The organism is Catenuloplanes atrovinosus (assembly GCF_031458235.1).
Taxonomy (GTDB): Bacteria; Actinomycetota; Actinomycetes; order Mycobacteriales; family Micromonosporaceae; genus Catenuloplanes; species Catenuloplanes atrovinosus.
Window position 1 is genome coordinate 6,607,685 of sequence record NZ_JAVDYB010000001.1, and the last position, 16,959, is coordinate 6,624,643.

Consider the following 16,959-nt stretch of genomic DNA (forward strand, 5'->3'; position numbering starts at 1 on the left):
GTGAGCGACCACGACCTCGCACGTCTGCGCGCCGAACTCGACCGGCTGACCGGCCCGGCCCGCGCGCAGACGCTGCACGACCTGACCCGCGCGCACACCAACCGATTCTGGCGGGCCGGCCCCGGACGCGCGGACGCCCGCCCCGACCTGGACGCGGCGATCGCCGCGGCCACCGAGACGTACGGCTGGTTCCGTCCCGGCGACGCGCTGCGACCGCAGATCGCGTCCCAGCTCGGCTGGCTGCTGGCGACCCGCCACCTGGCCTACGGCACCCCCGCGGAGGATCGGGAGACCGGCATCGCGCGCCTCGTCGAGGCGCTCGAGTCACCGACGCTGCCGCCCATGATGCGCCAGCAGGCGCGCCTCTGGCTCGGCCAGCTCTACCTTCGGCGCACGCTCGGCGGCCTCGGCGACATCGGCGGCGCGATGATCGGTCTCGTCGGCCGTCCCGGCTCGGACCGCGCCGGCAACGCGCGGGCCGCCGCCGGCTGCTTCCGGCAGGTGCTCGCGGAGCCGGAGATGAGCGGAGAGATCACCGCCGCGGCGGAGTCGCTGCTCGGGATCGCGGAGTCCCTGCTGGCGCTGGGCGAGGGCCGGTTGCGTGGCCTCGGCGGCATCCGGAAGGCGGCCGCGGGCCTGCGGAGGCTGCACGAACAGAGCCAGGTCGCCACCCGGGGGCCGATCCTGTTCCAGGGTTCCCGGCTGGCGGCGATGGACCCGCTGGACCGGCCGGTGATGCTGGTCGGCTCCACCGAGCCGGATACGGCGGCGCCGCGCCGCCCCGCGGCACGCCCCGCCGCCGCGCCGGCCGACCCGCGCGCTGCGGTCCGGCAGCGCCTGTCCGCCGGCGACGACCCGTTCCCGGTGCTCGCCCCGATGCTGGACCGCGACGCGCCCCGGCCGGACGTGGGCCTCGCCGACGATCTGACGGCACTCGCCACGACAGCCCTGCACTCGGGAACGGCCGGCCCCGACGACCACCTGCTGCTGGCCGCGGCGCTGTGGCTGCGGGCCCGTGCCGACGAGGGCACCGCGGCGGACGAGGACACGGAGGCCGCGCTCGACAGCCTCAGCGCCGCCGCGGCCGGCATCGCCGGCCTGCCCGTACCGGCCGTCCCGGTGCTGTTCCGGATGCTGGTGCTGCTCGGTGACCGGGATCCGGCCGGGCACCTGCCCCGGGCACTCGCCCCGATCGTCTCGGCGCTGCGAGCGGTCGGGGCCGACGCGCTGGCCGTTCCGGAGGCGGGCGGGGTGCTGCTGCACGCGGCGGACGGGCGGGCGATGACGGCCGGGGTGCGCGCGCTTCCCCGACGGGTCCTGATGATCGGCGACACGCCACCCACCGGCGCGCTGAGCATGGTGTCCACGGTGGCAGGTCCGGCACAGGTGATCATGCTCGCCGGGCGGCCCCGGCGACGCCTCGACGAGCGCCCGGTGATCCTCGCCGGTCCCGCCGGCGATCCCGCGCTGCTGCGCGCGTTCTACCCGCACGCGACCGTGCTCGACGCGGGCGGTGACCGGCGTTCCTCGGCGGAGGCGTCGATGCTGCACGTCGGCGACGCGGCCGTGACCGTGCCGGACCGCACCGGCGCCGGTGGTGGGCTGGTCGTGCTGCCGCCCTCCGCCCGTTTCCCGGCGCTCGCGGACGCGTTCCTGGCCGCGGGCTTCTCCGGCGCGGTCGGCTGGCTGCGGCCGGTGCCGGACCGGGCCGCCGTCGCCGTGACCGCGGCACTGCACGCACACCTCACGCTGTGGGGGCGGGAACCGGCCGCGGCGGTGTTCGCGGTGCGCCGCTGGCTGCGAAGCCCGGAGCGGGCGGCCGTACCGCACCTTCCGGTCACGCTCGCCGCCGCGCTCGACGCCGCGGGACCGCGTGATCTCGCCGACTCGCTGGTCCACCGGGGCGTGTGAGGGCCGGTCAGCCCGGGATCACGGTCTCGATCGGCAGCACCAGCGCGGCCCAGTCGTACGCACGCCCCGGTTCCGCCTCGTCCATCTCGCGGTGCACCGCCCGCCGGCCGAGGCGGTCCAGCAGACCGTCCAGTCCGTTCACGTCCCGTGCCGCGGTCACATCCTCCCCGAGCGGCGGCATCGCGAACGCCGACGCACCGAACTGCTCCTCCGCCACGAGCAGCTTCAGCCAGTCCCGGCTGCGGCCGCCCGGAACCAGCGGTGCGGACCTCGGCAGCCCCACCCGGATCGGCCCGCCCCGAACCGCCCACGCGATCTCGCCCGGGTCGACGAAGTCGCCGGGAAACAGTCGCGCGTGGATCCGGTAGTTGCCGGAGAGGTTCAGCAGCACACAGTAGAGCCGTTTCCCGCGCCGGTTCCGCAACCGCACGTGGATCTGCGGTGCCACCCATGCCCCGTCACGCCGGGCGTACTCCAGCCGATAGCACCCTTCCCGTGCCAGGAGCGCCGGCGCGTCCGGATCAGGCCGGCGCCCCGGAACGGCCGCGACCAGCGACACCGAGACCGCACCGGCGAGCGTGCTGCCCGGATTGTCCAACGCCAGCACCTGACGCCACCCGGCCACGTGCTCCAGCCGCCGGACCATCCGGGTCGCGCCGTCGCCGTCGATGTCCCGGATCTCGTCGCCGATCGGCGCACCGTCCGGGCCGAGGAGCCGGGCGCGGCCCCGCCGGGTGGCCACCCGCAACTCGGGCACGGTGCCCGGGCCGGCCGGCCGCACGTGCGGGGACGGCCCGCCGCCCGGCCCGGCGGTGCCGATCGCGGCCGTCAGCCGCGCGCGGTACCGGCGTGGTCCTCCCCGCGCCCGCCGATCGCGACCACGGTGGCGGGCAGTTCCACCCGGGAGAGCACCACGTCGTACTGCCGCTCCCGGTCGGGCTCCCAGCCGAGCGGAACGACCAGGCTGCGTTCGGCGAGCACGCGCGCCACGCGCGCCTCCCGCGACGGGTCGCCGTGCACGGCGACGCGCAGCACGTCCGCGCCGTCCGGCACCGGCCGAAGACCGTGGCAGGCGCCCGCATCCAGCTCCCAGCCCTCGGCCGCGTATCGGATGATCATGCCGGTCCCCACGGAGGTGACCGCGCCGCCGAGGAACGGCGCGTCGGCGAGCCCGGGAAGATCGGGATAGAGCTGGGGGACCTGCCGGTACGCGTACAGTTCCACCTCGGCCCGCGCCGCGACCAGCAGTTGCCGGTACGTCGCGGTGCCGCCCAGCCGGTTCAGCGCGCGCAGCAGCGCCCAGCTGAACAGCCCGCGAGGCGCGCCGTCCAGCCACCGCTCCTCGGCCAGTTCGAAGCGGCGAGCGGCGGCCAGCGCCACGTGCTCCGCCGCGGACCGGCCCACCGCCGAGAACGGCCGCCCGCCCAACTCGGGCAGGAGGGTGCCGGGCAGGTCCCGGACGCTTCCGGCGGGAAGCGCGCGGACGCGTACCCCCGGTTCGGCCTTCTCCCGCGCACTCCGGGTGGCGCCGCCGCTGTGGCAACCGTCCAACACGACCGCCACGTGCGCGCCGCGCTCCGCCAGGTCGTCGAGCAGCAACGACAGTTCCTTGTCCAGCAGGTCCGGGACTCCGCCGGTACGGCTGTCCGCGCACACCAGCGTCTGCATGGTGGGCCCGGCCTCGACATGTCTCAGCTCGGGCGGCGCCTCGGCCTCCGAGCCGTGCCCGGAGAACCAGAACAGTGCGGTGTCGCCGGGCCCGGCACGGCCGAGGTGGTGCCGGAGCCCGTCGATGACTGCGGCCCGGGTGGCGTCGTCGTCGTACAGTTCGCGGATCTCCGGCCGGCGCCCGCCCGCGCGGCCGCGCAGCACCGCCGCCGCGGCCACCACGTCGTTGCGAGCGCCGGCGAGCCGCGCCCACCGGCCCATCCGGTAGGTATCGATGCCCACGAGCAACGCGTACAGCACGCTCATCGCGGCGCGCCGACGTGGACCCAGCAGTGTTCGAGGAAGTCCTTGTCCGGCAGGTCCACGACGGCGGGGCTGAAGTCGCCGGCTCCCGGCGGTTCCGCCGAGTGCGCTATCACGTCGCGGTAGAGCACGTCCGGCACACCGAGCACGAAATCCGCGGCCGGATGGTCACGGATCGCGTCGTGCAGCGGCCGGCTGTCCAGAATCCGGTGCACCGCGATCGGGGCCACGCCGACCCAGCCGTTCGCACCCGGCTCGACCAGCCCCCGGTGCAGCGCGACCCGGACCCTGATCCGCTCGGACGGCACCGTGCGCAGCCCACGCGCGAGCCCGCCGACGAGGCGGGGGATGACCACGGCCTCGTCGATGCCGAGCGGCAGGACGGTGAACTGCCCGTCGCCCTGCGGCTGCGGCTCGACCTCCGACTCCGCGATCCCGGCCGTCTCCCGCGCGCCGCGCAACACGTCGACCAGTTCCCGCTGAACACGCCGCGTCTGGTCGGTGCGCCGGGCGCTGTACCCGACGACGTCCGCCGCCATGCACAGCCGCACCGTACGCCGCCCGTTCATCGGCGGCGCACCGGTCCGCTCCGCGAACGGCACCGCGTCGCCGAGCACCCCGTCGAACCCGGCGTCCGTACGGATCTGCACGTCCAGCGTGCCGGAGACCTCGGCCAGGTCAGGCGGGATCTCCAGCAACGCATGCATCCCGTACGAGCGCGACGCCAGCCGCTCACCCCGGCCCGCGTGGTACGTCCAGCCGAAGTGCGGGGCGAGCAGCCCGGAGGCGAAGACCCGCGGTGCGCCGCGCCGTCTCATCAGCCGGTCCAGCCAGCCGCGCCGGTCCCGCGCCGCCTCCACCGTCCGGGACGCGAAGTCGGAGCTGGGCGCCACCTGCCGGCGGTCCTCCCAGAAAAGCCCGAGCGCGTCACCGTCCGCGTGCACGTCGACCGCGACGACCCGGGAATCCGACATGGCGACCGAGAAGCGCGCCATGGTGATCCGCGACCGTCCGGGCGGCTCCTCCAGGTCGAACGCCAGTAACATCCCCGCGTACCGGGTGCCGGTCGCCGCCGCCCGCCGCCGCAGATGAGCCGGCAGATCGCCCACCGGCACCGGATAGATCAGCGGACGTCCACATCGCACCCGGGACAGCCGCGCCCCCGCCCCGTTCCCCGGATCCCGCCCGGACGGCTCCCTGATCACCCGCTCCGCGATCACCCACTCCGCGCCGAGTGCCACCGGCTCCACGCCGTCACCTCCCCCTCCCCCGCCTCCGCGCCAGTCTGCTCCCCACCCCGCCATCACCAGCATCGGAACAACAGCCGACGCCGCCGCCCGTCCGGCCCACCCACTCCGGGCACGACTCACCCGCGGTGGTGAACAATCCCCTCATGACGACCGCGGAGTGGGCCACGCGCCCCGAGACCCCGGCCGACCGCGACGCCGTGCGCGCCGTGACGGTGGCGGCCTTCGACACGCCCGCCGAGGCGGACCTGGTCGACGCGCTGCGCGCCGATCCGGCGTGGATCGACGGCCTGTCCATCGTGGCGGTCACCCCGTCGGGCCTGGTCGCGGGCCACGCGCTGCTGACCCGCTGCCACATCGGCGACATCCCGGCGCTCTGCCTGGCTCCCTGCTCGGTGCTCCCGGCCCACCAGCGCACCGGCGCCGGGTCCGCCGCGATCCGCGCCGTGCTCGCCGCCGCGGCCGCGCGGGGCGAGGCCTTCGTCGTCGTGCTCGGCCACCCGGACTACTACCCCCGGTTCGGCTTCCGCCGCGCCTCCGAGGCCGGCATCCGCCTCCCCATCGAGGTACCCGACGAGGCCGCCATGGCGCTCACGCTGGACCCGGCGCGCCCGCTGCCGCCCGGCACCGTGCGCTACCCGGCCCCGTTCGGCATCTGACCGGGTCCGGCGGTCACGCCGGCTGGAGGACCGGGGTGCACGCGCAACTGACCAGCCGCGCGGGCAGTGCCCCGGCCGACGCCGCGGCCTCGACGTCGCTGAGCATGCGCTCCCGCCGCTCCGCACTGATCAGCTCGCCCCGCACGACCACCGCGTGTACGCGCCGCGTGTTGCGGATGTCCGCGAGCGGGTCGGCGTCGAGCACCGCGAGGTCCGCGACCGCGTTGCGCCGTACCGTGCCCACGTCCCGCAGCCCGAGGAAGCGGGCGGGCGCGCTGGTCGCCGCCTGCAGCGCCCGCATCGGGCTGAAGCCGGCCTGGACCAGGTTCTCCAGTTCGTCGTGCAGGCTGAATCCGGGGTAGACGTACGCCGTGCCGGTGTCCGTTCCGGCGAGCACCGGCACGCCCGCCCGGGCCGCCGCGGCGATCCAGCGCACCCGGGCCTGGAAGAGTTCCCGGTGCTCGGCCACGGCCTGCGGGGTACGCCCGGCCAGGTAGACCTGCTCCAACTGCCCCTGCCAGCCCGTGCGGGTGGCGGCGGGCAGGTAGCGCAGCCGGTCGTCGTGCAGCGCGACCGACTCGGGCAGGTCGAACACGCGGTGCTGGGTCAGCGTGGGCACCTGGTGCGACCCGTCCGCGGCGAGCCGGCCGAACACCTTTCGCGCCCGGGCCGGGTCGAACGTGCGGGCGGCCAGCACCTCCAGCGGGTGCGTCTGGTTGAACCAACTGTTGAACTCGCCGGCCCCGACCGTGATCCGCGCGAGCCGGCGGCGGATCTCCTCCTCCTGCGCGGAGGTGTCGAACCAACTCGTGTAGATGTGCTCGAAGCTGCGCTGACCCGCCGCGCTCGCCTCCGCCAGCGAAATCGCGTCCGGCGTGTGCCCCACGAACGTGACGCCCAGCCGGCGGCACTCGTCCGCGATCGCGTGATAGGCGGCCGGGGTCAGCCGCACGTAGACCTTGATGAAGTCGGCCCCGCCGGCGACCGCCGTGCGCACCGCCTCCCGGGCCTGCCGGGCGTCCGACACCTCGACGTACGGCGCCCCAAGGCCCGCGAGCAGCGAAGGGTTGCCGTCGATGATGCTGCTGGCGACCACGAACCGCGGCCCCTTCAGCGTTCCGGCGGCGATCCGGTCCCGCCAGTCGTACAGCGTCGCCTGACCGTTCATGTCGCGCACCGTGGTCACGCCGTTGGCGAGGAACAGCGGCAGGTCGATCTGCTCCTGACCGCTACCGTGCACATGGGAGTCGATGAACCCCGGCACGACGAACCTGCCGCGCCCGTCCACCACCTCCGCGTCCGCCGGCACCCGCACCCGCCGCGCGTCATCCACGACAGCGATCCGCCCGCCGCGCACCACCACCGTGACATCTCGCACCGGCCGTCCCCCGGCCCCGTCGATCACCGTGGTTCCGACGATCGCGACCGCCCCACCCGACGTCGCCCCCTGAGCCGAGGCCACCCCCGCACTCCCGAGCGCGATCCCGGCCCCGATTCCCACCCCGGCACCGAGAACCCGACGCCGCGACACCTGTGCTGCCATCACCAGTCTCCATCCGTGGACCCAACGAACACGGACGACCCTAAAACCTGACACTGACGTCAGAGGCAACCCCCGAGGCCACCGAGGCGGCGTCGCTGCCAGCCTGCCGAGCGCGGATGAACCGACGTCGCCCAACGGCAGCGGCACAGCGATCTACGCAGACTATGAGGGGCACCGCGTGCGGGCTCGATTCATCGAGCCGGCCCGGGTCGAGATCGTCGATGGCCCTCTCGCGGGCCAGTTCTTCAGGACACCGATCGGCGCCGCACGAGCCGTGATCCGGCATTACAACCCAGGTGTCAACGACAACCGCAACGGCTGGGGATTCTGGCAACTCGACGACGAGTCTGACCGGCGCCGATCGCTGCAGGCGATCCGGCCGGGCATCACCCGCACAGGCCGAGGTTCCCTGCGGGGCCAGCTCATCACCGCGGACGACTGGGCCGCCACCACCACACCGCGAACCGCGCCCACCGGAACGCGGGGGCATCCGGGGGCTCGGCCCCCGGAGCGGAATGCCGAAACGGCCCCCGGTTCGCGCTTTCCGCGAACAGGGGGCCGCAGCCGTGGAGGTGCTGTCCACTTACTCCAACGACACCGCGAACCGCAACCACCACACCGCGGGGCGTCCGGGGGCTCGGCCCCCGGAGCAGAATCCGAAACGGCCCCCGGTTCGCGCTTTCCGCGAACAGGGGGCCGCAGCCGTGGAGGTGCTGTCCACTTACTCCAACGACACCGCGAACCGCAACCACCACACCGCGGGGCGTCCGGGGGCTCGGCCCCCGGAGCAGAATCCGAAACGGCCCCCGGTTCGCGCTTTCCGCGAACAGGGGGCCGCAGCCGTGGAGGTGCTGTCTGCCTACTCCAACCTCGGCGGACAGGTGGCCAACGTGTAGCCCATCACCACCAGAATCGTCACTGCACTAAAGCAGGCATATCACTGCATAGAATATTAATCCCGTTCACCTACGCTCACGCGAATTTACAGCCCCTCGACCGCTATCTTTCAGCTCCAGCCCAGTTCCCACTAGAGACAACGAAATACCGGGACGAGAACTAGTCCTGAGACGTCCCTGAAGAATGAGTAGTCCTTCTCGGGGTGATTAGCCGATGCTACTTACGGAACACGGCCACATATCGCCCCGTCCGAAAGTATCGGAGGCCGTGTCCCAAGAGGCCCCGGCCGCACGCGACACCCACCCGTGCGGCCGGGCTGCCCAAACTCTGGTGGAGAGGCAGCGTCTGATGATGAAACACCCGGCTTGGTGCGCGCGAACCGAGGGTCCTGATGAAGTGCATGAGTCGGCCCCGCTGTTCGCGAGTGAGGAGGAGGACTTCATCGCGGTCAAGGTACAGAGAGTCCAGGCAGAGGAGGGTGACGATTTTCCACTGTTGGTGTTGACGATGCGGCAGGATGGGGAGGAGGCGCAGTACGCCCTGTCGCCTGAACAGGTTCGGAGAATGGCAGAGGTCTTCGACGAACTGCTAGGCCTGCAAAGCCGGCACTCATATCAATTGACCGGCAGCGGCGGATTCGAGCAGCACAGGGAAGGACGGATCGCGCGAAATCGGTGGAGGTCGGCTAGGTGAGAGGCCGGGCCTCGCGCCAGATCCGCTCGAAGGAGTCAAGGTAGGTCTGCGCCATACCTTCCCCGCCGGGGCGCCGTCGGAGGTGAAGGACCGCGGCATGGGAGGCCGGCTTTCCATAGATGTGCGGGTTAACCATTAGCTCGTCATCAGCGCGGAATACCGAGGCGTAGAGCGTTGTGTCATGCAGTCGTAGATCGAGAGGACGGGCCGTCGCCAGGTGGCGAAAGAGGAGGAGGGCGTTGTGGATGCGGGCCGCCATGAGGCCTCCGACGCCCTCCTCCGCGCCTCGCGCAGCAACCAAGGCGCCGTCCGGGTCGCCCAGCAGGAGACGTACACGGGTGCCGGCTTCGATCTTCTGCCGCAAGAGGGAAAGCACGCCGGCATCCTCGGCCAGGAAGAGAGCACTGTAAGCGAGCACACCGATCTCCGCGTGCGCGCGTCCGAAAAGTCGACGCCAGACGTCGGCGGGCACGGACGAGCGGTGAGGGTAGGTAACCAGCACCTCGGAAATGGCGTCCGTTGACTCTGGCGATGCGGCAGCAGGCCACAGGTCTCGTTCGGTCCAGCCGGTCAGTTGTACGAGGGCCGCGCGGTGACGGGGATACGGCACGCGGCCGTCGATCCAGCGGGCGACGGTCTTCGGATCGACCTCAAGGCGCGCGGCCACATCGGTCGTGTCCATGCCGATCCCGTGGAGTGCGCGTGCGAGCGGATGCCTCATTCCAGGCCCTCCTACGTCGGCTGCGATGAATTTTAGGCCAAGAAGTCCCAAGACGTCCCTCACGCTGGGGTACGGCTTTCGGGTATTCGACGAAAAACTCTGATCAATACGATCGATCGCAGAGAAGAGCGAAGATGAGTGATCAGCACGCGTTCCGTGGGGACGGGCCGGACGAGGTGGCGCAACGGGCAACGGACCGCCTTGCCACCTCACTGGAAGCGGTCGGCTTCGACGTCGGCGAGGACTTCCCGCAGCTCAGTTCCGTTTCAACGTTTGGCTACGGACCCCCGGTGCGCGTGGGCCGGATCTCGACCGAGACCGCATCCCGCCTGTGCGACGTGCTTGCGCGGGTGCCGCCGGCAGAGGAAGCCGCTACCGAGTAAGACCGGCACACCGCCTCTCGCATACCCTCGGCGCAGACAGTTTGCCGAGGGGGAGGCCGTGGCGCAGAGGTCGACCGCCTGGGGTGCGTACCGGCAGATCGCGGATGCGTTGAGAACGCGGATCGCGGCCGGCGAGTTCTCGCCGGGGCAGCCGTTTCCTGCCGAAAGTGTGCTGTCCATCGAGTACGGCGTAGCCCGCAACACGGTCCGGCGGGCGCTGTCCCTGCTCACCGAGGAAGGGCTTCTCACCCTCGCGTCCGGCAGGCGGCAGCTCGCGCGCGGCGGAGAAAATGGGATGCCGGAGCACCGGCGGATCGCAGATGACCTCAGTGCTCGGATCGCCGACGGGCGAATGCGCCCGGGTCAGGCCCTTCCCAGTGAGTCGGCGCTCAGCACAAGCTACGGTGTCGCCCGCGGCACCGTCCGGCACGCGCTGGCCTCGCTGGAAGGCGCCGGCCTCGTCGAGGCGAGGCGGGGTAAGGGATGGTTCGTCCGCGCGTCTCGGCCTGGCGGAGATTCACCATTAGCCTGAGGCGATGGACGCGGCATCGTGGGCACGTGAACTTGCGGAACAGTTGCTGGCTGACGTCCTTCCCCGCCGCTGGAACCACAGCCAGGGCGTCGGCCTCAAAGCTGAGTCGATCGCGCATGTCCTGGGCGACGACGCCGATACCCTGATCTGTGCTGCCTGGTTGCACGACATCGGTTACGCGCCCTCGCTGGTCGACAGCGGCTCACACGCACTGGACGGTGCCCGCTACCTCCGCGATGCGGCCGGTGCCGATGGGCGGATCTGCCGACTCGTCGCGCACCACTCCTGCGCGGCGATCGAGGCGCGCAACCGTGGCTTGCACGAGCAGCTTGAGGCGGAGTTCCCCTACCTGGACGCGCCGGTCACGGACGCCCTCACCTACTGCGACATGACCACCAGCCCGGACGGTGAGCCCACCGAGGTCCACAAGCGCTTGGACGAGATTCTCGTTCGCTACGAGCCGGGCAGCACGGTGCATGACTCCATCGCGGAGGCTACGCCGCGCATCGTCCAGGCCGTCGAGAAGACGCTACGGCTGCTCGATCGCTAGCTCTTCTGCGCGAGTGTTCCCTGTTCGTCCCGGGTCCAGCGACGCCCGGAGCTGTCCAGGAACTCGATCTGCACCGGCTCCGGGTCGACGTAGCCGCGCAACCAGTCCGCCGGGGCCGGCCGCCGGATGGTCTGGCCCGGCGGCACCAGGCCGACGAACTCCGCGTCGTTGCCCTCGGGAAGCGGCAGCTCCACGTCGTAGATGGGCATGTCGCTGGCGTTGTGGATGTGGAACGCGAGTTCCCGGGCGCCGTCCGCCTTCACGATCAGCTCGACCCACGCGCTGATCTTCGCCGCCTGTGCCCTGCGGTCGTCCTCGGCCCGACCGGCCTCCCGCCGATGCTCACGCCGGAACAGCACAAACCCGACGATGAACGCGCCGACCGTACCGACGGCCGAGAACGCATCGGCTCCGACGCCTATCCACTCGCTATCCAAGGTGCGGCACCCCGTTCCCGGACAGGAAGTGCATGATCCGGGTACGCATCGAGCGGTCCATGGTCAACGCCGGGATGTCCTCCGGCGCCATCCAGCGGACCTCGCGTGACTCGTCGCTGGTCTTCGGTTCGCCGCCGACCGGACGCGCGGTGAAGACGACGGAGAACTCCTGCCGCGCCTCGCCGTTGCTGGTGTAGAGGATGACGTGCCGCGGGTCGGTGTAGATGCCGACGAGACCGGTCACCTCGACCTGAATGCCGGTCTCCTCGAACGTCTCCCGCACCGCCGTCTCCGGCAGCGACTCCCCCAGATCCATTGCGCCGCCGGGCACCGCCCAGTTGTCGTTGTCCGTACGGTGGATGAGCAGGATTCGTCCGTGGTCGTCGGTCACGACGACGTTGGCGGATGGGACGAGGCTGTTGGCTTTCGGGGCCGAAGGGTCGTCGTAGTAGTCGATGCGGCGTCCCACGTCGTTCCTCAATCCATCGGCCTGGCGGTGTCCCAGACCTGCTCGAAGCTCTCCAGGTACGTGCTCACCATGCCGCCGCCGGCCACACGGCGCAGGTGCAAGACGGGTGCGTGGTAGGCGCCGAAGCCGTAGATGTGCGTGTTGACCATGAGTTGGTCGTCCGCGACGTAGATCGAGTTGTAGAGGACCGTTTCGTGCAGCCGAAACTCGATGCCGTCGATGTCGCGCAACGGCCGGTAGAGCACGATGGCGTTGCGGATCTTCGCGGCCATGCTGTCGTCCACGCCCTCGTCCGTGCCGCGCTGGGCCACGACTTCGCTACGGGGATCGCCGAGCAGGATGCGGACCCGCCCGCCGTTGTCGGCCTTCTTCCGGAAGACGCGCTGGATGCCGGTGTCCTCGGCGACGAACAGCCCGCTGAAGACCAGCACGCCGATCTCGCGTTCCGCGGAGTCGAAGAAGTTTCGCCACAGGTCGGACGGCACCGCCCAGCGGTGCGGATAGACGTTGATGATCTCGCTCTCCGACGCGTTGGCGACCTGGTCGCGCGTCAGTGCGTCCGGCCAGAGATAGGCCTCGTCGACACCCAGGTGGGCGGCCACCGCGTAGCGATGACGTCGATACGGCGTCCGGCCGGTGATCCACCGTTCCACGCTCTTCGGGTCCACGTCGAGCGCCTGCGCAAGATCCACGGGAGTGATTCCGCGTTCGAGCAGAGCGCTGCGTAACCGATCGTTCGGCATCGTTTCCCCGCAGTAGGACGTCCCGGCCGGAGCCAACCCTATGGGAGACATCTTCGACACGTCCAGCCATGACCTCATTACGTCCCGCTCCCTTCACGCATTCTCATCTCGTCGATGCAGCCGCACCGGCAAAGCACCGGCCCGCCACTTCCACCACCTCGCTTGACATCGGAGGCGGTGACTGAGCACCGTGAATATGAACATGTTGTACATGCTCATGTGTGACGGGTCGGGATACGAGAAGGGAGCACCACGATCCACATCCGCCGGAACCCTCACGACGGCCCGACCTGCATCTGCGGCGCCCGTCTCGCCCCGGAGAACTCGACCTTCTGCCGCAAGTGTTCCGCCCGATCCCGCTGGCGGCGGCGCCGCCTCACGGCACGACGTCACCGCCGTCCCGGCGGGACGCTCGGCCACCCCGACATCTGACGACTCGGCGAAAGGAGACTCTCTTGGTCATTTCCATATCCGCGACGCTCCTGCTCGGTACGGTCGTTTACCTGCTCTGGCGGTACGCCCGACTTCCCCTCTGGCAAGCCGCGACGTGCACCGCGCTTGGCTACTTCCTCGCGTCGTCGTCGCTCGGCCCGCAGATCGGCGACGCGTTCCTCACCGCCGCCCGTTTCATCGCCGGTCTGGACGTTTAGCCATGGCCGCTGACCTGGACGCCACTACGGAGGCCGTCAACATCCGCCTGCGAGCGGCGCTCGCCTCCAGCCCACCGCCGGCCTCGCTCGCAGCTCTGGCGGACATCCCGCTACTTCTCGCCGACGCGCACCGACTTTCGACGACGGCCCGGCTCGCGAGGCTGGAACTCGCCAACCTCCGCGCCGCCGCCCGTGCCACGCTCGCCGCCCACCACGACGGCGAGGCTGACCCGCTCGCCTACCTCCGCGACGAGTTGGACGCCACGGAGACCGGCCGATGAGGCGGGCGCACTCCCGGCGTTGGCGCCGCAGCCATTCGGACCCGATCGTCGTCTTCCCCGACCGCTCACCATTCATCGCGCTCGCACTGGCGGCGCTGGGCAAGGCGCTCTTCCGATACCGCTCAGAACTGGCACCTCTGGCGGTCATGGTGGGCCTTTACGTCACGGCGCTCGTTGCCCACCACCGCGATCCGGGCGTCTGGCCGTGGCTCCCCGCCATCACAGTCGTGACGGCGACTCTGTCGCTGTGGCATCCCCGCCGCCGATCCGAGGAGAAGGCTTACGCGTTCGCCGCCGTCATGGCGGCGGGCGCGTGGCTCACCACCGCCACCGCTTACGGACCCAACACCACTCCCCTACCGACACTCCTTCTTGTCGCCACGGCGGTCGGCGCCATCCCGTGGTGGACGCACCGACGGCGCCGCGCGCGAGTTCGCGTCGACCGCACGATCCGCGCCTGGCCCGGCATGTCGGAACGGGTAGGCCTGGCCGGCTCAAAGATTCAGTCCGCCGTGGTGGACGCGTGGGGTTGGCGCGCCAGCATGGTCCTCCGGCCCGGCCAGACCGTCGCGGACGCCGTCGCTCAGGTTCCCGCGATCGAGTCAGGGCTCGGCACCCGCCCCGGTGCCGTCCGCGTCGAGGCGGACCCGGCGCACGCCGGCCGGTTCGTCATGCGCGTCCTCGCCGCCGACCCGCACGCCACGGCGATTCTCTGGCCCGGCCCGCAGAGCACATCCGTAGCCGACCCGATCGACATCGGCGTCTTCGAGGACGCCGAACACGTCCGCATCTCCGTCCTGCGCCGCCACGTGCTGATCGGAGGTACCACCGACTCAGGCAAGAGCGGGGTCCTCAACGGTCTCCTCGGCAACCTCGCGGCCTGCCGGGACGTCGTCCTTTGGGGCATCGACCTCAAGGGCGGCATGGAACTCCGCCCGTGGGCTTCGTGCCTTGACCGGCTCGCCACCACCCCGGCGGAGGCGGCGGCGCTGCTGGAGGATGCCAACCGCATACTCGACGCCCGCGCGCACGCCCTCGGACGCGACGCCTCCCGCGTCTGGGAACCGACCGCGCAACGCCCGGCGCTGATCGTTGTCATCGACGAGTACGCCGAACTCACCGACACCGCACCGGCCGCCGTCGACCCGGCCGAATCGATCGCCCGACGGGGCCGTGCCCTCGCCGTCACCCTCCTGGTGGCGACCCAGCGACCGACGCAGAAGGCGATGGGCGGCGGCGCGCTGAGGTCGCAGATGGGCACGCGCATCTGCCTCCGCGTCCGCGAGCGCCGCGACGTCGATCTCATCCTCGACCGGGGCATGCTCGCGGCCGGCTGGCACGCCCACACGCTCGACGCACCCGGCAAGTTCTACGTCCTCGCGGACGGCCACACCCGTCCCCGGCGCGCCCGCGCCTACCTCGTCACCGACAACGACGTCCGGCGCACCGCAGCACAGCACGCGAACAGCCGGCCGTCCCTCGACGCGCTGTCGACGAACAGCGCGGACGAAGTCCTGGAAGGCACCGTGATCACGCCGGAGGAGACGCTGTGGCGGGCGCTCACCACCGCACCCGCCGCCGGCTGTTCGGTGCCCGACCTCATCCAACTCACCGGCATGAAGCGCACCTGGATCTACGACCGGCTCCACGCCTGGGCACGCACCGGCCGCGCAGTTCAGGTTTCTCGCGGACGGTGGCGTGCCAACAGGGATTGACCACGGACGTCCGTTCGCGCGCACGCGCGTCTGCGCAGATCAGCACGCGGACGGACATCCGGACGGACGAACACACGGACGACGAAGGGAGACGCCAACGAGCCTCGACAACGGCACCGCACGACGATGACGTCCCGTGCGAGACGCGTCGTCACCCGCCGCACCAGACGGACGAAGACCGTCGATGAAGAACTGCTGATCCGGGCGCTCGTCCTCATCGCCGAGGAGAGCGGCCGGCAGGACCGAGACCGGAAGCAGCAATGACGAAGGGATCAGACCATGGCGCGCAGCCATGACGACCGGCCGACGAGCAAGCGAGCATTCGCCTACCTGCGGGTCTCGTCGGCCGGCCAGGTCAACACCGACTACGACCCGGAGGGCATCTCCCTCCCTGCCCAGCGTGCCGCGATTCAGCGCCGCGCCGCCGAGTTGGACGCGGAGATCGTCGAGGAGTTCGTTGAGCCGGGCCGCTCCGCGACCACGACTGATGGGCGGCCGGTCTTCCGCGAGATGATGGCCCGGCTCAAAGCTGAGGCAGGCATCGACTACGTGATCGTCTACGCCCGCTCACGGCTCCACCGGAACAGCATCGACGCCGCGATCACCAAGCGCGATCTCCGTACCGCCGGGGCCGTTCTGGTCTCGGTCATGGACTACACCGAGGACACGGCGATCGGTGACCTGGTCGCCACCGTCCTCGACGCGGTCAACGAGTATCAGTCGCGGGCGTCCGGGGCAGATATCGCGTACAAGATGGGTCAGAAGATCGTCAAAGGCGGCTCGGTCGGGCGGGCACCAATCGGCTACCTCAACGTCCGCGAGATGTTCGAGGGTCGCGAGGTGCGCACGATCGCCGTTGACCCGGAGCGCGGCCCGCTGATCCGGATGGCATTCGAGCTGTACGCGACCGGCACCTACGGATTCCACGCGCTCATCGAGGCCCTCACCGACGCGGGTCTCCGGACGAAGCCGACCCGCCGCTACCCCACCGGCACGCCCATCTCGATCAACTCGATCGGCAACCTGCTCCGCGATCGCTACTACCTCGGCTACGTCACCTACCGAGGGCAGGAGTACCGCGGGCGCCACGAACCGCTCATCGATCCCGAGACGTTCGAGCGGGTCCAGCAGATGCTCGAAGCGCGGCGCGCGGGCGGTGTCCGGGAGCGGACGCACAACCACTACCTCAAGGGCACCGTCTGGTGTCACCGTTGCGAGAGCCGCCTCATGATCATGCGGGGTAAGAGCCACACCGGCGCGCACTACTTCTACTACTTTTGCCGGGGCCGTCAGCGCCATGTCTGCGATCTGCCGTACCTGCCGGTCGCCCGCGTCGAGGACGCTGTCCGGGACAACTACGCCGCGATCACACTGCCCACCGACCTGCGGCGGCGGATCGCCGAAAAGCTGGATCAGGTGGTCAATGACTCCGGCCGTGCGAAAGCGGAGCTACAGGCGCGGATCAAGGCCAGGCGGGACGAACTGAGCGCTCAGGAAGACCGGTTCCTCGATCTCGTGGGCGACCCCGACTGGCCGCAGGACAAGATCGGCGCCCGG

17 protein-coding genes and 1 pseudogene are annotated in these 16,959 nt (G+C 71.0%); 10 read left to right on the forward strand and 8 right to left on the reverse strand.

All coding sequences use genetic code 11. The features are described 5' to 3' along the window. Positions 1–1,911 (forward strand): CHAT domain-containing protein, encoded by a 1,911-nt coding sequence (locus J2S41_RS29405; protein WP_310372472.1) that lies wholly within the window; start codon positions 1–3, stop codon positions 1,909–1,911. Between the two features lie 7 nt (positions 1,912–1,918). On the opposite strand, the gene J2S41_RS29410 is transcribed toward J2S41_RS29405, so the two are convergent. The 3 genes from J2S41_RS29410 to J2S41_RS29420 all read right to left on the reverse strand — a co-directional run bounded on the left by J2S41_RS29410 (position 1,919) and on the right by J2S41_RS29420 (position 5,132). Next, entirely contained in the window at positions 1,919–2,653 is a 735-nt protein-coding gene (locus J2S41_RS29410; RefSeq protein WP_310372474.1) for a hypothetical protein, read from the reverse strand. An 86-nt stretch (positions 2,654–2,739) separates the two neighbouring features. After that, on the reverse strand, positions 2,740–3,885 hold the full coding sequence (locus J2S41_RS29415) for a caspase family protein (protein ID WP_310372476.1): 1,146 nt from the start codon (positions 3,883–3,885) through the stop codon (positions 2,740–2,742). Continuing rightward, positions 3,882–5,132 (reverse strand): hypothetical protein, encoded by a 1,251-nt coding sequence (locus tag J2S41_RS29420; protein WP_310372478.1) that lies wholly within the window; start codon positions 5,130–5,132, stop codon positions 3,882–3,884. Before J2S41_RS29420 ends, J2S41_RS29415 begins: the two co-directional genes overlap by 4 nt. Before the next feature lie 143 nt (positions 5,133–5,275). On the opposite strand from J2S41_RS29420, the gene J2S41_RS29425 reads away from it, so the two are divergent. Continuing rightward, positions 5,276–5,788 carry a GNAT family N-acetyltransferase gene (locus tag J2S41_RS29425; protein ID WP_310372480.1) on the forward strand — a complete coding sequence of 171 codons (513 nt, stop codon included), beginning with the start codon at positions 5,276–5,278 and terminating at the stop codon, positions 5,786–5,788. 13 nt (positions 5,789–5,801) lie between these two features. Here J2S41_RS29425 and J2S41_RS29430 read toward each other — a convergent pair whose 3' ends face one another. After that, positions 5,802–7,166 carry an amidohydrolase family protein gene (locus J2S41_RS29430; RefSeq protein ID WP_310372482.1) on the reverse strand — a complete coding sequence of 455 codons (1,365 nt, stop codon included), beginning with the start codon at positions 7,164–7,166 and terminating at the stop codon, positions 5,802–5,804. Between the two features lie 731 nt (positions 7,167–7,897). Between J2S41_RS29430 and J2S41_RS29435 the strand changes: the two genes are divergently transcribed. Beyond that, entirely contained in the window at positions 7,898–8,227 is a 330-nt protein-coding gene (locus J2S41_RS29435) for a hypothetical protein (protein ID WP_310372484.1), read from the forward strand. 686 nt (positions 8,228–8,913) lie between these two features. Here J2S41_RS29435 and J2S41_RS29440 read toward each other — a convergent pair. Next, on the reverse strand, positions 8,914–9,603 hold the full coding sequence (locus tag J2S41_RS29440; protein WP_310372486.1) for an XRE family transcriptional regulator: 690 nt from the start codon (positions 9,601–9,603) through the stop codon (positions 8,914–8,916). A 173-nt stretch (positions 9,604–9,776) separates the two neighbouring features. On the opposite strand from J2S41_RS29440, the gene J2S41_RS29445 reads away from it, so the two are divergent. Genes J2S41_RS29445 through J2S41_RS29455 form a run of 3 tightly spaced genes read left to right on the forward strand, consistent with a single transcriptional unit; the run spans position 9,777 to position 11,107 of the window. Then, positions 9,777–10,025: a hypothetical protein gene (locus tag J2S41_RS29445; protein ID WP_310372488.1), complete on the forward strand. Its 249-nt coding sequence runs from the start codon at positions 9,777–9,779 to the stop codon at positions 10,023–10,025. 58 nt (positions 10,026–10,083) lie between these two features. Then, on the forward strand, positions 10,084–10,557 hold the full coding sequence (locus J2S41_RS29450; RefSeq protein WP_310372489.1) for a GntR family transcriptional regulator: 474 nt from the start codon (positions 10,084–10,086) through the stop codon (positions 10,555–10,557). Positions 10,558–10,561: 4 nt separating this feature from the next. Further along, positions 10,562–11,107, forward strand: a complete 546-nt coding sequence (locus J2S41_RS29455; RefSeq protein ID WP_310372491.1) for an HD domain-containing protein — start codon at positions 10,562–10,564, stop codon at positions 11,105–11,107. On the opposite strand, the gene J2S41_RS29460 is transcribed toward J2S41_RS29455, so the two are convergent. The 3 genes from J2S41_RS29460 to J2S41_RS29470 form a co-directional block, all read right to left on the reverse strand. Beyond that, on the reverse strand, positions 11,104–11,466 hold the full coding sequence (locus tag J2S41_RS29460) for a hypothetical protein (RefSeq protein ID WP_310372493.1): 363 nt from the start codon (positions 11,464–11,466) through the stop codon (positions 11,104–11,106). The two genes, J2S41_RS29455 and J2S41_RS29460, sit on opposite strands and share 4 nt — an antisense overlap. Positions 11,467–11,536: 70 nt before the next feature. Continuing rightward, positions 11,537–12,013, reverse strand: a complete 477-nt coding sequence (locus tag J2S41_RS29465) for an NUDIX domain-containing protein (protein WP_310372496.1) — start codon at positions 12,011–12,013, stop codon at positions 11,537–11,539. Between the two features lie 8 nt (positions 12,014–12,021). Further along, complete coding sequence (locus J2S41_RS29470; RefSeq protein ID WP_310372497.1) at positions 12,022–12,705, reverse strand: DUF5919 domain-containing protein; 684 nt, start codon at positions 12,703–12,705, stop codon at positions 12,022–12,024. Positions 12,706–13,211: 506 nt separating this feature from the next. Here J2S41_RS29470 and J2S41_RS29475 point away from each other — a divergent pair. From J2S41_RS29475 to J2S41_RS39950, 4 genes and pseudogenes are all read left to right on the forward strand, one after another. Then, positions 13,212–13,406, forward strand: a complete 195-nt coding sequence (locus J2S41_RS29475) for a hypothetical protein (RefSeq protein WP_310372498.1) — start codon at positions 13,212–13,214, stop codon at positions 13,404–13,406. Between the two features lie 2 nt (positions 13,407–13,408). Beyond that, on the forward strand, positions 13,409–13,687 hold the full coding sequence (locus J2S41_RS29480) for a hypothetical protein (protein ID WP_310372500.1): 279 nt from the start codon (positions 13,409–13,411) through the stop codon (positions 13,685–13,687). Beyond that, positions 13,684–15,402, forward strand: a complete 1,719-nt coding sequence (locus J2S41_RS29485; RefSeq protein WP_310372502.1) for an FtsK/SpoIIIE domain-containing protein — start codon at positions 13,684–13,686, stop codon at positions 15,400–15,402. The genes J2S41_RS29480 and J2S41_RS29485 overlap by 4 nt, the downstream gene beginning before the upstream one ends. Positions 15,403–15,681: 279 nt before the next feature. Beyond that, positions 15,682–16,695: pseudogene (locus tag J2S41_RS39950) on the forward strand (recombinase family protein); the annotation flags it as partial. Positions 16,696–16,959 lie beyond the last annotated feature (264 nt).

Coding starts and splice junctions, on each gene's coding strand:
- J2S41_RS29415 (WP_310372476.1), bottom strand. CDS start 3,885: ATGAGCGTGCTGTACGCGTTGCTCGTGGGCATCGATACCTACCGGATG.
- J2S41_RS29425 (WP_310372480.1), top strand. CDS start 5,276: ATGACGACCGCGGAGTGGGCCACGCGCCCCGAGACCCCGGCCGACCGC.
- J2S41_RS29440 (WP_310372486.1), bottom strand. CDS start 9,603: ATGGACACGACCGATGTGGCCGCGCGCCTTGAGGTCGATCCGAAGACC.
- J2S41_RS29445 (WP_310372488.1), top strand. CDS start 9,777: ATGAGTGATCAGCACGCGTTCCGTGGGGACGGGCCGGACGAGGTGGCG.
- J2S41_RS29455 (WP_310372491.1), top strand. CDS start 10,562: ATGGACGCGGCATCGTGGGCACGTGAACTTGCGGAACAGTTGCTGGCT.
- J2S41_RS29480 (WP_310372500.1), top strand. CDS start 13,409: ATGGCCGCTGACCTGGACGCCACTACGGAGGCCGTCAACATCCGCCTG.
- J2S41_RS29485 (WP_310372502.1), top strand. CDS start 13,684: ATGAGGCGGGCGCACTCCCGGCGTTGGCGCCGCAGCCATTCGGACCCG.